Here is a 15,544-nt window from a genome sequence, read left to right on the forward strand (position 1 = left end):
CGGCAGCTGCTACAGGGGTTGTGCGCGCCGTGTTTGTGTAGCCGCTGGCGAAGGCTGCGTTCGAGCGCGCAGCGGTCGTAAAACCATTCACCTCGATACCAGCTGACAGAGGCGACTGCTTCGCAGCCGGACGCAGCCTTCGGCAGCTGCTACAGGGGTTGTGTGCGCCGTGCTGTGTAGCCGCTGGCGAAGGCTGCGTTCGAGCGCGCAGCGGTCGTAAAACCATTCACCTCGATACCAGCTGACAGAGGCGACTGCTTCGCAGCCGGACGCAGCCTTCGGCAGCTGCTACAGGGGTTGTGCGCGCCGTGCTTTGGGTCGCCCTGACGAAGTCGCCTAAACAAAGCGAGTACTCACCAAGTGTTTAATTAGTTGATGGCAATGCACTGGCACTCATATTAATAAGTCCAGCAAAGTGAGACGCTTTCGACAAAATGCAACTTACATCTATTTAATATTTAAATACCAAATTGTCTGACAATCATTTCAAAATGCCTCTCGGCAAACAATATTTCGACCCCGCATCCATTGTTTCCGGGCACTTGCCTGAGTGCACAAATTAGGCCTCAAAAAAGTAGTAGACGTTTGATTTCAAATTGTGTCAGGTTTCTTACGCCTTCATTGGGCGAGTGATTGGACGATCTCGCCAGAGATTGTCCCGTCGGACAAAAACTGTTCCATTGATTAACAAGGAAGTGTGTTTATGTCGAAAGTAAAAGCCAAAGCTGTTGATTCCGCCGAACTGGCCTTCCAGCCACTGCAAGCACTGGCCGCGCCGAGTTCTGCGTTCAACCAGATCGATAGCTTCAGCCATCAGTACGATCGTGGCGGCAACCTCACGGTCAATGGCAAACCCTCCTTCTCGGTGGATCAAGCCGCGACGCAACTGCTGCGCGATGGTGCTTCCTGGCACGATCTCAACGGCAGCGGCAAGATCGAACTGACTTACACCTTTCTGACGTCCCAGACCTCGAACTTCAGCGGTCTGGGTGTCACCGGTTTCAGTCAGTTCAGCGCCCTGCAAAAAGCCCAGGCCGTGCTCGCCATGCAATCCTGGGGCGATGTGGCCAATGTTACTTTTGCCGAAGCGTCCAAGGGTGGCGATGGCCACATGACTTTCGGTAACTACAGCGGCGGCCAGGAAGGTGCGGCGGCATTTGCGTTCCTGCCGGGCACGGAGCCGGGTTATGACGGTCAGTCCTGGTACCTGACTGGCAGTGGCTACAACGTCAACAAAACCCTGGGTTTGAGCAACTACGGGCGTCAAACCCTGACGCATGAAATTGGCCACACCCTGGGCCTGGCTCACCCTGGCGACTACAACGCCGGCGAAGGCAACCCGACCTATAACGACGCGTCCTACGGCCAGGACACCCGTGGCTACAGCCTCATGAGCTACTGGAGTGAAAGCAATACCAACCAGAACTTCAGCAAGGGCGGCGTCGAAGCATATTCGTCCGGCCCGCTGATGGACGATATCGCGGCCATTCAGAAGCTCTACGGCGCCAACATGGAAACCCGTACCGGTGACACCACCTACGGTTTCAACTCCAATGCGGGTCGTGACTTCCTGAGCGCCACCTCGTCGTCCGACAAGCTGGTGTTCTCGGTTTGGGATGCGGGTGGCAAGGACACCCTGGACTTCTCCGGTTTTACCCAAAACCAGAAGATCAACCTCAATGATGCCTCGTTCTCCGACGTTGGTGGCATGGTGGGCAACGTGTCCATCGCCAAGGGCGCGATTATCGAGAACGCCATTGGCGGTTCGGGCAATGACTTGCTGATCGGTAACAGCGTGGCCAACGAGCTGAAGGGCGGTGCCGGCAACGACATCCTCTACGGCGCGGGCGGTGCAGACAAGCTGTGGGGTGGTTCGGGTTCGGACACCTTCGTGTTTGCCGCCAGCACCGACTCCAAGCCAGGTGCGGCTGATCAGATCCTCGATTTTGTCAGTGGCCTGGACAAGATCGACCTGACCGGCATCACCAAAGGCGCAGGCCTGCACTTCGTGAATTCGTTCACGGGTGCGGCAGGCGATGCGGTGCTGACCTCCTCCGGTGGCAACAGCCTGTTGTCGGTGGACTTCTCCGGGCACGGCGTGGCTGACTTCCTGGTCAGCACCGTTGGTCAGGCAGCTACCACAGACATCGTGGCTTGATTCAAGGCAAAAGGAGCGCGGCGCCTGAGGCGCCGCGCTCTGTCCTTGCATCGTTGCCAGGTGTGAGTAAGGCTACACGCCGGAGTAAAACGTATTATGACCCATAACGCCTTTACCTACAGAGCAACCGCGTGGCTATTGGCGACGCTGATGATGTTTTTTGGAGATGTAGCCATGGCAAGCAGCCTGAAATTAGCGGACCCCTCGGAACTGGCAGGTCGTTGGCAGGCCACCCTCAACTCCCCGCAAGACGCCGCCGAATCCCAAGCGTTGCAGGACAAGCCGTCGAACGTCTGCGCCATCGAATTTGAACAACAGCAAACCCTGGGTCATGGTGCCGAATGCCTCAGTGCCTGGCTGGACGAACCGGCGATTGGCTGGTTCCCGGAACCGGACGGCATCTCGATTACCGGCAAAGAGGGTTCAAGAATTGTGTTCTTCAGCCTACAGCGTGAGGGGCTTTATAAAAGTGCTGTTCTGAAGTCAGGTCTGGTCATTACGCTCGTGCGCGCAGTGCAAGGAAAAAAATAGCTGACCCGATGCCAGGTGCCGAATATATAGCTCGCCAGTGCAGTTATAAGCAGCCTTTCATTAACCGTAACTCTCGATTGATTAAAAGAGTTGTTATGAATGTGTAAGCAGTAACGTGCGAAGAATGTCTCGACCCGTGTGCGGACAGATTAATAGAAATCTCGCCAACGAATGGCGAGGCATATCATCTCAGGAAAACTCAATGAAGATGGCGAACGCCCCAGGCACCGCACCGTTATTCAAGGCGCTGGGCGATTATAAAAGTATCCTGGTCAGCGTCGGTTGTTTTACCGCGTTGATTAACGTGCTGATGCTGGTTCCGTCTATTTACATGCTCCAGGTTTATGACCGAGTGCTGTCTTCGCAAAACGAAACAACCCTGGCCATGTTGTCATTGATGGTGGTGGGTTTCTTTGCCTTCATCGGCCTGCTGGAGATCGTGCGCAGTTTCATCGTTATCCGCATCGGCAGCCAACTGGAACGCCGCTTTAACCTGCGGGTCTATCAGGCGGCGTTCGAGCGCAACCTGTTTAAAGGCGAGGGCAACGCCGGGCAGTCGCTCGGGGATCTGACCCACATTCGCCAGTTCGTCACCGGCCCGGCATTGTTCGCCTTCTTCGATGCGCCGTGGTTCCCGGTATACCTGTTTGTGATTTTCCTGTTTAACGTCTGGCTGGGCGTGCTGGCCACTGCCGGTGCGGTGCTGCTGATCGGCCTGGCATTCCTTAACGAGGCCATGACCAAAAAGCCGTTGGGCGAAGCCGCGGGTTTTTCCCAACGGTCCAGCCAACTGGCCACCAGCCACTTGCATAACGCCGAAACCATTCAGGCCATGGGCATGCTCGGGGCCTTGCGCAAGCGCTGGTTCCAGGTGCATTCGCGCTTCCTGGGTTTGCAAAATCAGGCCAGCGACACCGGTGCAGTCATCAGCTCCGCGAGCAAGACCTTGCGCCTGTGCCTGCAATCGCTGGTGCTGGGCCTGGGCGCCTTGTTGGTGATCAAGGGCGAAATGACCGCCGGGATGATGATTGCCGGCTCCATTCTCATGGGCCGGGTCCTGAGCCCCATCGATCAACTGATCGCAGTGTGGAAACAATGGAGCGGCGCCAAACTCGCTTACCGCCGCCTCGACGCGTTGCTGCAAGCCTATCCACCCAGTGACGAAGCCATGGAGCTGCCGGCACCCAAAGGTCAGATCAGCTTTGAACAAGTCAGTGCCGGCCCTCCGGGCAAGCGTGCTGCCACGTTGCAGATGGTCAATTTCAGTCTGGGCGCAGGGGAAGTATTGGGTGTGCTCGGCGCCTCCGGGTCCGGTAAGTCGACTTTGGCCCGCGTGCTGGTCGGTGTCTGGCCGACCCTCGGCGGTACGGTGCGGCTTGACGGCGCGGACATCCATCGCTGGAACCGCGACGATCTCGGGCCGTACATCGGCTATCTGCCTCAGGACATCGAGCTGTTCAGCGGCAGCATCGCGGAAAACATCGCGCGGTTCCGTGAAGCAGACCCACAGAAAGTTGTTGAGGCCGCGCAACATGCCGGTGTCCACGAAATGATCCTGCGCATGCCCCAAGGGTACGACACCGTGCTGGGTGAAGACGGCAGCGGTTTGTCCGGCGGCCAGAAGCAGCGCGTGGCCCTGGCTCGTGCTCTGTACGGTGAACCGAGCCTGGTGGTGCTGGATGAACCCAACTCCAACCTCGACACCGTCGGTGAAGCGGCACTGGCCGGCGCCATCGCACACATGAAGGCCCGGGGCACCAGCGTGATTCTGGTGACTCACCGTTCCTCGGCCCTGGCCCAGGCCGACAAGTTGCTGGTACTCAACGAAGGGCGCCTGCAGGCGTTTGGCCCGAGTCACGATGTGCTGAAGGCACTGTCCGGGAACGCGTCTGCCAACCAGGAGCAGCAAAGAGACAAACCAGCGCAGGCACCCGGCGGGCTCAGCATGAGCCGGCAGTATCAGCCCACGACAAGGAATTCGGGTGTATGAGCAGCGCACGCATGAACACTGAAAACGAAGCGACGATGGAGCACGATTACGTCGCCGAGCGCCCTGAGCGCGACGCCAGATTCTTCGCCCACATGGGCTGGATTCTGGCGATCGTCGGTGCTGGCAGTTTCTTCACCTGGGCGAGCCTCGCCCCACTGGATCAAGGCATCCCGGTGCAAGGCACCGTGGTGGTGTCCGGCAAGCGCAAGGCGGTGCAATCGATGAGCCCCGGCGTCGTCAGCCGGATTCTGGTGCGCGAAGGCCAGATGGTGAAACTGGGTCAGCCGCTGTTCCAGCTCGACCAGACCCAAGTCGCGGCCGACGTCGATTCGCTGCAAGCGCAATACCGCATGGCCTGGGCCAGCGTGGCGCGTTGGGAGAGCGAACGGGACAACCTCAAACAGGTGAATTTCCCGGCCGAGTTAAGCAAGGATGCCGACCCACGACTGGCGCTGGTGCTTGAAGGCCAACGCCAATTGTTCAGCAGCCGCCGCGAAGCCTATTTCCGCGAGCAGGGCGGATTGCGCGCCAACATAGAAGGCGCCAGTGCGCAATTGGCCGGCATGCGCCGTGCGCGCACCGACCTGACGGCTCAGGCCAACTCCTTGCAACAGCAGTTGAGCAACCTTCAGCCCTTGGCGGACAACGGCTACATCCCGCGCAACCGGCTGATGGAATACCAGCGTCAACTGTCGCAGGTGCAGCAACAACTGGCCGAGAACACCGGTGAAAGCGGCCGGGTGGAGCAGGGCATCCTCGAAGCGAAGCTCAAGCTGCAACAGCACATCGAGGAGTACCAGAAAGAAGTCCGCACGCAACTGGCCGACGCGCAACTCAAAAGCGTCACCCTGAAGGAGCAACTGACCTCCGCCGGGTTCGACTTGCAACACCGCGAGATCATCGCCACGGCTGACGGCATTGCGGTCAACCTTGGGGTTCACACCGAAGGCGCGGTGGTGCGCCAGGGCGAAACCCTGCTGGAAATCGTGCCACAAGGCACCACGCTGGAAGTGGAAGGGCACTTGCCGGTCAACCTGATCGACAAGGTCGGCACGCACCTGCCGGTGGACATTCTGTTCACCGCATTCAACCAGAGCCGCACGCCCCGCGTGCCGGGTCAGGTGAGCCTGATTTCTGCCGACCAGATGATCGACGAAAAAACCGGCGCGCCGTATTACGTACTGCGCAGCAGTGTCAGTGACCAGGCCATGGAAAAACTCCACGGGCTGGTGATCAAACCTGGCATGCCCGCAGAAATGTTCGTGCGTACGGGTGAGCGTTCACTCCTCAACTATCTGTTCAAACCGCTGCTCGACCGGGCAGGCTCCGCGTTGACCGAGGAATAAGGATGTTCGGTTGTATGAATAAGCTTTCCATGCTCGGGGCGGCCCTGGCGTTGCTGACCTGCAACAGTGCGATGGCCCAGGGGCCGTTTGAAATCTACGAACAAGCGTTGCGCAATGACCCGGTGTTCCTCGGCGCGATCAAGGAGCGGGATGCCGGCCTTGAAAACCGCATCATCGGCCGCGCCGGGCTGTTGCCCAAGATCGGTTACAACTACAACAAGGGGCGTAACTCTTCCAAGGCCACGCAACTGAACGAGCGCGGGCAAAACGGTAGCCAGGACCGCAACTACAGCAGTTACGGCTCGACCCTGACCCTGCAACAACCGTTGCTCGACTACGAGGCGTACGCCTCGTATCGCAAAGGTGTGGCGCAAGCGTTGTTCGCCGACGAAGCCTTTCGCGGCAAGAGCCAGGAGTTGCTGGTGAGGGTGCTGGAGAACTACACCAAGGCGTTGTTCGCTCAGGACCAGATCGACATCGCGCAAGCGAAGAAGAAAGCCTTCGAACAACAGTTCCAGCAGAACGAACAGATGTTCCGCCAGGGCGAGGGCACGCGCACCGATATTCTGGAAGCCGAGTCCCGTTATGAGCTGGCCACGGCCGAGGAAATCGAGGCCCGCGATGAGCAGGACGCCTCGTTGCGCGAGCTTGGGGCGTTGATTGGTGTGCCGACAATCAACATCGGCGATCTGACGCCGCTGGATCAGAACTTCCAGACCTTCACCTTGCAACCGGCCAACTACGATACCTGGCACGAGATGGCGGTGGCCAACAACCCGAACCTGGCCTCCCAGCGCCAGGCTGTGGAAGTGGCGCGCTACGAGGTTGAACGCAACCGTGCCGGGCACCTGCCGAAACTGAGCGCCTATGCCTCGGTGCGCCAGAACGAGTCGGAAAGCGGCAATACCTACAACCAGCGCTACGACACCAACACCATTGGCATCGAAGTCAACGTGCCGCTGTATGCCGGCGGCGGGGTCTCGGCGATGACCCGCCAGGCCAGCAGTAACATGGAACAGGCCGAGTACGAGCTGGATGGCAAGACCCGGGAAACCTTGATCGAATTGCGCCGCCAGTTCAGTGCCTGCCTGTCCGGGGTGAGCAAACTGCGGGCCTATCAAAAAGCCCTGACCTCCGCTGAAGCGTTGGTGGTCTCGACCAAGCAAAGCATTCTGGGCGGCGAGCGCGTCAACCTTGATGCGCTGAACGCGGAACAACAGCTCTATACCACCCGCCGCGACCTGGCCCAGACGCGTTATGACTACCTGATGGCGTGGACCAAATTGCATTACTACGCCGGGACCTTGAACGAGCAGGATTTGGCCAGGGTTGATGAGGCGTTTGGCCAGGGCCCAAGGACCCGGTAACACCCAAGGAAAAATCGCACATCCCGTAGGAGCTGCCGAAGGCTGCGATCTTTTGATCTCGGCATTCTTGCAAATGCCAAAAGATCGCAGCCTGCGGCAGCTCCTGCAAAAACAAGAAAAGCGAGAAGACATGGACGTTAAGATCAAGCCGGTTTCGGTCGGCACGCTATTGCTCCTGATTTCTGCATTGCCCGCCGCCCAGGCCCAATACCTCGAAACCGGCAAACCTGGCGACGCCGCCAGTTGGCGCTCGGCCGAATTCCAGCGCGATTGGGGCCTTGCGCGCATGCAAGCCGATCAAGCCTATGCCGCCGGTATCACCGGCAAAGGCGTGAAAATCGGTGAACTGGATTCCGGCTTCGATTCCACCCATCCCGAGTTCGCCACCGACCGTTACCACGCGGTCACAACCAGCGGCAGCTACGTTGACGGCTCGCCGTTCAATGTCGCCGGCACACTCAATCCCAACAACGATTCCCACGGCACTCACGTCACCGGCACCATGGGCGCTTCCCGTGATGGCAACGGCATGCACGGCGTGGCGTACAACGCACAAATCTATGTGGCCAATACCAACAAGAACGACAGCTTCCTGTTCGGCCCCAACCCCGATCCGCAGTATTTCAAAGCGGCTTACAACGCCCTGGCAGATGCCGGCGTTCGGGCGATCAACAACAGCTGGGGCAGCCAGCCGCCGGATGTCAGCTACCGAACCCTCGACGATCTGCACGCGGCCTATGCTCAACACTTCAACAAAGGCACCTGGCTCGATGCCGCGGCCGATGTGTCCCGACGCGGTGTGATCAATGTGTTCAGCGCCGGCAACAGCGGTTATCCCAACGCCAGCGTGCGTTCGGCGCTGCCGTACTTCCAGCCGGATCTGGAAGGGCACTGGCTGGCCGTCTCGGGGCTGGATCAAGGCAATCAGCAAAAGTACAACCAGTGCGGGATCGCCAAGTACTGGTGCATTACCACCCCCGGCGCGAAGATCGACAGCACCATTCCCGGTGGCGGCTACGCGATCAAGTCCGGCACGTCCATGTCCGCGCCTCACGCCACGGGCGCCCTGGCGCTGGTAATGGAGCGCTATCCGTACCTGAACAACCAGCAAGCGCTGCAAGTGCTGCTGACCACCGCGACCCAACTCGACGGTTCGATCACCGACGCACCGAACACCCAGGTCGGCTGGGGAGTGGCCAACCTCGATCGGGCGATGCGCGGGCCGGGGCAATTGCTCGGCGCGTTCGACGCCAATCTGGGGGCAGGGCAGAGCGACGTCTGGAGCAACGGCATCAGCGACAAGGCGTTGATCCAGCGCCAGACCGAAGACGCCGCCGAACACAGTGCCTGGCAACAAACCCTGAAGGACAAGGGCTGGGTAAATGGCCTGGCGGCTGGCGCCAGTCAACAGGATCAGACCGACTATGCGGTGGGCACGGCGCGGGATGCAGCAGCGGCCAGTCGAGTCTATGAAGGCAGCCTGATCAAGTCCGGCGCCGGGCGGCTGATGCTGACCGGCGACAGCACCTTTCGCGGCCCGACCACGGTTAACGGCGGTCTGCTGGCGGTGAATGGTTCTCTCGCCTCGACAGTCACCGTGAATGACAGCGGCACCTTGGGCGGCTCCGGACGCATCGGCGCACTCACGGCGAATGCCGGCGGCACGGTCGCCCGGGCAACTCCATCGGCACCTTACAGGTCAGCGGCGACGTGACCTTCGCGCCGGGCTCGACCTACGCCGTGGAACTGTCGCCGACCAGCAGCGACCGGATTGTTGCCAGTGGCACGGCCACCGTCAGCGGCGCCACAGTGAGCCTGTCGCTGGAAAACAGCCCGACCTTGCTCAGCACCCGACAAGTGCAAAGCCTGCTCGGTCATCAGTACGACATTCTGCAAGCGGCCGGTGGTATCCAGGGCCAATTCGGTGCGGTGTTGCCCAACTACCTGTTCATCGGCGCCAGTCTTGATTACTCCGCCACCGGGGTTGCCCTGAGCGTTGAGCGCAACGCCACGAGTTTCGCCAGTGTCGGGCAAACCCCGAACCAGCGTGCCGTGGCCAGTGCAGTGGAAGGACTCGGGGCGAGTAATCCAGTCTACGAAAGCCTGCTGCTGTCGCCAACCGCCAGTTCGGCGCAACAAGCGTTCCAGCAGTTGTCGGGGGAAATCTATCCGGCGCTGGGTTCGGTGTTGATCAACGACAGCCGCTATCTGCGCGATGCAATCGGTGAACGACTCAGGGACGCGAAAGGCCCCCAAAGCAACGGCTGGATCAAGGCCCTTGGCGCTTGGGGCAAGACCGATGACCGAAACGACACGGCCGGCTACACCACTTCGATTGGCGGTCTGTTGGCCGGTGTTGATGGTGCGCTGGATGAGCAGACCCGAATCGGCCTGGTTACCGGTTACAGCGACAGTTCGGTGAACATGGGGACTGGCACGCATTCCTCGGCGCAAGTCGACAGCTATCACCTGGGCGCTTATGCCGGCCACGAACTGGGCGCCTGGCGCCTTAGCGCGGGCGGTGCCTACAGCTGGCATCGGGCTGACGTCAAACGTGACCTGCAATACGGCGATGTCAGTGCCAGGCAGAAAGCCAAGGTCGATGCGGCCACCACTCAGGTCTTCGGCGAAGCGGCCTATCGCCTGAACCTGCAACCCGTGGCGCTGGAGCCGTTCGCCAACCTGGCTTACGTGCACCTCGACACCGATGGTTTCACCGAAAAAGGCGATGCCGCTGCGCTGAAAAGCCACGGCGACACCCGCGATGCGGTGCTCGGCACCCTGGGCCTGCGGGCGCTGAAAACCGTGAACCTGTCCGGCCAGCAGCAACTGGACCTGAGCGGCAGCCTCGGCTGGCAGCACAACCTGAGCAGTACCGACTCGGAGCAACACCTGGCGTTTGCCAGCGCCAGCACGCCGTTCTCGGTGCAAAGCTCGCCACTGGTGCGCGACGCCGCGCTGGTCGGCGCGCATGCCAGCCTGGCCCTGAGCCGCGATGTTCGCTTGAACCTCGATTACACCGGCCAGCTGGCCAGCCGCGAGAAGAGCCATGGCGTGGGGCTTAGCCTCAATTGGCAGTTTTAACGCGGTAAACGACGAATGCGGCAATGAGGATCGCCCGGTTTAAGGATTGAAACGATGAACCCCTGTGGGAGCGGGCTTGCTCGCGAAAGCGGACTGTCAGCCAACATTAATCGTGACTGACAGGACGCCTTCGCGAGCAAGCCCGCTCCCACAGGTAACGCCTCATTGCCACAAGTATTTTTGGCAACACAACTAAGGATGGTCGTTGGATGAAGCTTGATAACAACAACAAATTTGCCCTGAAAACCCTCAACTATGCAGTGCTCTGCGCACTGGCCACGCTGGGCACCGCCCATGCCGCGCCTTACGTGGAAAACGGCAAACCCGGTGACCCGAACAGCTGGCGCAGTGCCGAGTTCCAGGCCGATTGGGGCGTGGGCGCGATCAACGCCCAGGACGCCTACGCCGCCGGCTACACCGGCAAAGGCGTGAAACTGGGGATCTTCGACCAGCCGGTCTACGCCGCGCACCCGGAGTTTTCCGGGACCAACAAAGTAATCAACCTGGTCACCAGTGGCATTCGCGAATACACCGATCCCTACATTCCGGTCAAAGCCGGGGATGCGTTCCGTTATGACGGTACGCCCTCGGTCGGTTCCGACGGCAAACTCGGCGCCCACGGTACCCACGTCGGCGGGATCGCTGCCGGCAGCCGCGACGGTGGGCCGATGCATGGCGTGGCCTTCGGCGCGCAGATCATCAGTGCCGACAACGGCGATCCAGGCCCGGAGGACGGGATCATTCGCGGTAACGATGGCGCGGTCTACAAGGCCGGTTGGGATGCCTTGATCGCCAGTGGCGCGCGGATCATCAACAACAGCTGGGGCATCGGCATCACCGACCGTTTTGACCTCGGCGGTCGCAACCCGGCGTTTCCACACTTCACCGTGCAGGACGCCCAGTTGCAGTTCAACGAGATCCAACCCTTGCTCGGGACCAAACCCGGCGGCGCCTATGACGGCGCTATCGCCGCAGCCCGCAGCGGCATCGTGACCATCTTCGCCGCTGGCAACGACTACAACCTCAATAACCCGGACGCCATCGCCGGCCTGGCTTATTTCGTGCCGGACATTGCGCCAAACTGGATCACCGTGGCGGCACTGCAAAAGAACCCGGACCTGACCAGTGCCAACCTCTACAACATCAGCGTGTTCTCCTCGCGCTGCGGCTACACCGCGAGTTACTGCGTGTCGGCACCCGGCAGCAAAATCTACAGTTCGATCATCAGCGGCACCAACGCCGAGAACCTGACCACCGGCTACGCCAACTACAACGGCACCTCGATGGCGGCGCCGCACGTGGCCGGCTCCATGGCGGTGTTGATGGAACGCTTCCCCTACATGACCGGCGCGCAGGTCGCCAGCGTGTTGCGCACTACCGCTACCGACCTCGGCGCCCCCGGCATCGACGCGTTGTACGGCTGGGGCATGATCAACCTGGGCAAGGGCGTGAATGGCCCGGCGATGTTCGTGACTGAAAAAGACATCCCGCAAGAGTTCCGTATCGAAGGTGCCTACGGCTCCAGCCAGTTTGTCGCGGACTTGCCAGGCATCGGCGCGATCGTCGACGCCGGCAAACCCACCGAGCGTGTCTGTAACGACGTGCACTGCGGGCTCGACACCTGGCGCAACGACATTTCCGGGCATGGCGGCCTGACCAAACAGGGGATCGGCACACTGGTGATGACCGGTGCCAACACCTACAGCGGTCCGACGCTGGTCAACCAGGGCCGCTTGGCGATCAATGGCTCACTGATGTCCGCGGTCACCGTCAATGAAAGCGGCATCCTCGGCGGCAACGGCAGCATCGGCGCATTGACCGCGAAGAGCGGCGGCACCGTGGCGCCCGGCAACTCCATCGGCACCTTGCATGTAGCTGGGGATGTGGTTTTCGAGCCGGGTTCGACCTACGCCGTGGAACTGTCACCGACCAGCAGCGACCAGATCGTCGCCAGCGGCAAAGCAGTGATCGATGGCGCTACGGTCAGCCTGTCCCTGGAAAACAGCCCGACATTGCTGACCACCGCCCAGACCCAAACCTTGCTCGGCCATCAGTACAACATCCTGCAAGCGGCCGGCGGTATACAAGGGCAATTCGGTGCGGTACTGCCGAACTACCTGTTTATCGGTGGTGCCCTCGACTACTCGGCCAATGGCATTCAACTGGCAGTGGAGCGTAACGCAACGTCTTTCAGCAGCGTTGGCCTGACTCCAAACCAACGCGCTGCAGGCGCTGCCGCCGAGCAATTGGGCGCGGGCAATGCGCTGTACGAAACCCTGCTGTTGTCGCCGACTGCAGCGGTGGCCCAGCAAGCGTTCCAGCAACTGTCCGGCGAGATTCATCCGGCCATTGGCACGATGCTAATCAACGACAGCCGCTATCTGCGTGATGCCGTCAGCGAGCGTCTGCGTGAACGGGATCTGTTCAACGCCGGCGCGCCGACCGATGACAAAAGCAACCTCTGGGTCAAGGCCCTTGGCGCCTGGGGCAAGAGCGATGGCGGTCATGACAACGCCAGTTCCAACAGTTCCATCGGTGGCTTGCTGGTCGGTGGTGATGGTTTGATTGCTGAAAAAACCCGTCTCGGTTTCGTGACTGGTTATAGCGACAGTTCGTTGAGCATGGGCGATGGCACGCATTCGTCGGCATCAGTCGACAGCTACCACCTGGGTGCCTACCTGGGGCATGAAATCGATGCCCTGCGCTTGAGCGTCGGTGGTGCTTACAGCTGGCATCGGATTGATGTGAAACGTGAACTGCAATTCGGCGATGTCAGCGGCAAGCAGAAAACCAAACGCGATGCGACCACGGCTCAACTGTTCGCCGAGGCGGCTTACAAACTGGACCTGCAACCGCTGGCACTGGAACCGTTCGCCAACCTGGCCTACGTGCACTTGAACAGCGACGGTTTCACCGAGAAGGGTGATGCCGCGGCGCTCAAGGGCGGTGAAGACAACCGTGACGCGGTGCTGTCGACCCTTGGTCTGCGGGCGAGCAAAGCGATTGCGCTGTCTGACCAGAAAAAACTGGAACTGTCCGGCAGCCTCGGCTGGCAGCACAACCTGAGTAGCACCCGGTCCGAAGACCACTTGGCCTTCGCCAACGGTAACACTGCGTTCAGCGTGCAGAGCGTGTCCCTGGATCGCGACGCCGCGGTCGTCGGGCTGCGCGCCGGGTTGGCCTTGAGCCAGGCAACCCGCGTGAACCTGGATTACAACGGACTGATCGGTTCCAACGAGAAGGACCACGGTGTGGGCCTGACCCTGGACTGGCAGTTCTGATTTGACGCCAAGGAAGCAAAAGCATGGGACTGTTTGATTACAAAAATGCCGGCAGTACGGCCGGCAAAGCGTTGTACAGCGATGCCATTGCACTGACGCTGTATGCCTACACGCCCACCGGCCAGCCGTTGCCGGCCACCGCTTGGGCGCCGATTGGCGCAAAGGCGCTGGGTTACCAAGGCAAGGCCGGTGCCCAGGGTACCTTTTATGGTGAAAAGGATGGTTTCACCAGCGCCGAAGCCGAAGTGCTCGGCAAGTACGACACCGCCGGCAAGCTGATCGGCCTCGGCGTGGCCTTTCGCGGCACCGGTGGCCTGGGTTACAGCGATACCTTTGGCGATATGAAAAACAACTTGCTGGCGGCTGTCGGCCCGGTGGATTACGCGAAGAACTACGCCAAAAGCGCCTTCGATACCTTGCTCAAGGACGTTGCGGCGTTCGCCATTGCCCATGGCCTGAGCGCCAAGGACGTGTTGTTCAGCGGCCACAGCCTCGGCGGTCTGGGCGTCAACAGTGTCGCGCAACTGAGTGACAGCAATTGGGGCGGTTTTTTCAAGGACGCCAACTACGTCGCCTTCGCCTCGCCGACCCAAAGTGCCACCGGCAACAACGTGCTGAACATCGGCTACGAGAACGATCCGGTGTTTCGCGCGCTGGACGGCACCACGTTCAGCAGCGGATCCTTCGGCAAGCACGACGGTCATCAGGCGTCGGCGACCAACAACATCGTCAACTTCAATGACCAGTACGCATCTACCTCGCAGAACCTCGTGCCGTTCAGCATCATCAATCCGCTGAATTGGTCGGCCCATGGCTCGCTGGGCTACGCCGACGGCTTGAACCGGGTGATCGACTCGCGGTTCTACGACCTCACCACCAAGGACTCGACGCTGATCGTCTCCAACCTGGCGGAGTCGTCCCGCAGCAACACCTGGGTCGAGGACCTGGGCCGCAGCGGCGAGCCACACACCGGCAGCACGTTCATCATCGGCACCGACAGCAATGACTTGCTCAAGGGCGGCACCGGCAATGACTTCATCGAGGGCCGTGACGGCAACGACCGGTTCCGCGATGACGGTGGCTACAACATCCTGCTGGGTGGCAAGGGCAGCAACACCTTCGAGCTGCAAAAGCCGCTACAGAACTTCAGCTTTGCCAACGACGGTGACGGCTCACTGTACGTGCGCGATGCCTACGGCGGCATCAGCCTGACCCGCGACATCGGCGCGCTGGTCAGCAAGGAGTCGAATGGCTGGTGGGGCATGACCAGCAAGGAGATCACCTATACCGTCAGCGCCAACGGTTTGCTCAACGGCAGCGAATTGACCCACTACAACCACTCGCTCAATGGCGATCCCTACGGCAACACCCTGGCCGCCACCGTCGATGGTGACTGGTTGTTCGGCAACGCCGGCGACGATCTGCTGCGCAGCGACAAAAGCCACGTCACCTTCGTCGGTGGCACGGGCAATGACGTGATCCATGCCTCGGGCGGCAACAACACCTTCCTGTTCAGCGGTGCCTTTGGTTTTGACGCGATCAATGGTTACCAGGGCAGCGACAAACTGGTGTTCATGGGCGTCCAGGGCGCAGGGCAGGGTTATGACTACAAGCAACATTCAACCCAGTCCGGCCATGACACGGTGCTCAAGGTTGGCGATTTTGCCGTGACCCTTGTCGGGGTCGGGCTGGATAACCTGTCGGCTTCAAGCATCACCTTCGCGTAGGAAAAGCTGCATGCACTAAATGCTCCGGGGCACCTCGTCAGTGAGGCGTCCTGGTTGTGA

7 protein-coding genes and 1 pseudogene are annotated in these 15,544 nt (G+C 60.5%); all 8 read left to right on the forward strand.

Annotated features, from left to right (window positions below; genetic code table 11):
• Nucleotides 1-703: 703 nt before the first annotated feature.
• Nucleotides 704-2,158, forward strand: coding sequence for a serralysin family metalloprotease (locus JFV26_RS32555; RefSeq protein ID WP_201197615.1), 1,455 nt, complete (start codon nt 704-706; stop codon nt 2,156-2,158).
• Between the two features lie 96 nt (nt 2,159-2,254).
• Nucleotides 2,255-2,689 (forward strand): AprI/Inh family metalloprotease inhibitor, encoded by a 435-nt coding sequence (locus JFV26_RS32560; protein ID WP_201197616.1) that lies wholly within the window; start codon nt 2,255-2,257, stop codon nt 2,687-2,689.
• Nucleotides 2,690-2,891: 202 nt separating this feature from the next.
• Nucleotides 2,892-4,679: a type I secretion system permease/ATPase gene (locus JFV26_RS32565; protein WP_201197617.1), complete on the forward strand. Its 1,788-nt coding sequence runs from the start codon at nt 2,892-2,894 to the stop codon at nt 4,677-4,679.
• Nucleotides 4,676-6,025, forward strand: a complete 1,350-nt coding sequence (locus JFV26_RS32570) for an HlyD family type I secretion periplasmic adaptor subunit (RefSeq protein WP_201197618.1) — start codon at nt 4,676-4,678, stop codon at nt 6,023-6,025. Before JFV26_RS32565 ends, JFV26_RS32570 begins: the two co-directional genes overlap by 4 nt.
• A 2-nt stretch (nt 6,026-6,027) precedes the next feature.
• Nucleotides 6,028-7,392, forward strand: coding sequence for a TolC family outer membrane protein (locus JFV26_RS32575; protein WP_201197619.1), 1,365 nt, complete (start codon nt 6,028-6,030; stop codon nt 7,390-7,392).
• Nucleotides 7,393-7,522: 130 nt separating this feature from the next.
• A pseudogene (gene eprS, locus JFV26_RS32580) lies at nt 7,523-10,476 on the forward strand (autotransporter serine peptidase EprS).
• A 209-nt stretch (nt 10,477-10,685) separates the two neighbouring features.
• A complete protein-coding gene (locus JFV26_RS32585; protein WP_201197620.1) occupies nt 10,686-13,757 on the forward strand; it encodes an autotransporter serine protease in 3,072 nt (1,023 codons plus the stop codon).
• A 23-nt stretch (nt 13,758-13,780) separates the two neighbouring features.
• A complete protein-coding gene (locus JFV26_RS32590) occupies nt 13,781-15,484 on the forward strand; it encodes a polyurethane esterase (protein ID WP_201197621.1) in 1,704 nt (567 codons plus the stop codon).
• Nucleotides 15,485-15,544: the final 60 nt, after the last annotated feature.

Source organism: Pseudomonas sp. TH31 (assembly GCF_016650815.1).
Lineage (GTDB): Bacteria > Pseudomonadota > Gammaproteobacteria > Pseudomonadales > Pseudomonadaceae > Aquipseudomonas.

Excerpts from the sequence above, each read along its gene's own strand:
- JFV26_RS32555 (WP_201197615.1), top strand. The coding sequence starts at position 704 with ATGTCGAAAGTAAAAGCCAAAGCTGTTGATTCCGCCGAACTGGCCTTC.
- JFV26_RS32565 (WP_201197617.1), top strand. The coding sequence starts at position 2,892 with ATGAAGATGGCGAACGCCCCAGGCACCGCACCGTTATTCAAGGCGCTG.
- JFV26_RS32590 (WP_201197621.1), top strand. The coding sequence starts at position 13,781 with ATGGGACTGTTTGATTACAAAAATGCCGGCAGTACGGCCGGCAAAGCG.
- JFV26_RS32570 (WP_201197618.1), top strand. The coding sequence starts at position 4,676 with ATGAGCAGCGCACGCATGAACACTGAAAACGAAGCGACGATGGAGCAC.
- JFV26_RS32575 (WP_201197619.1), top strand. The coding sequence starts at position 6,028 with ATGTTCGGTTGTATGAATAAGCTTTCCATGCTCGGGGCGGCCCTGGCG.
- JFV26_RS32585 (WP_201197620.1), top strand. The coding sequence starts at position 10,686 with ATGAAGCTTGATAACAACAACAAATTTGCCCTGAAAACCCTCAACTAT.
- JFV26_RS32560 (WP_201197616.1), top strand. The coding sequence starts at position 2,255 with ATGACCCATAACGCCTTTACCTACAGAGCAACCGCGTGGCTATTGGCG.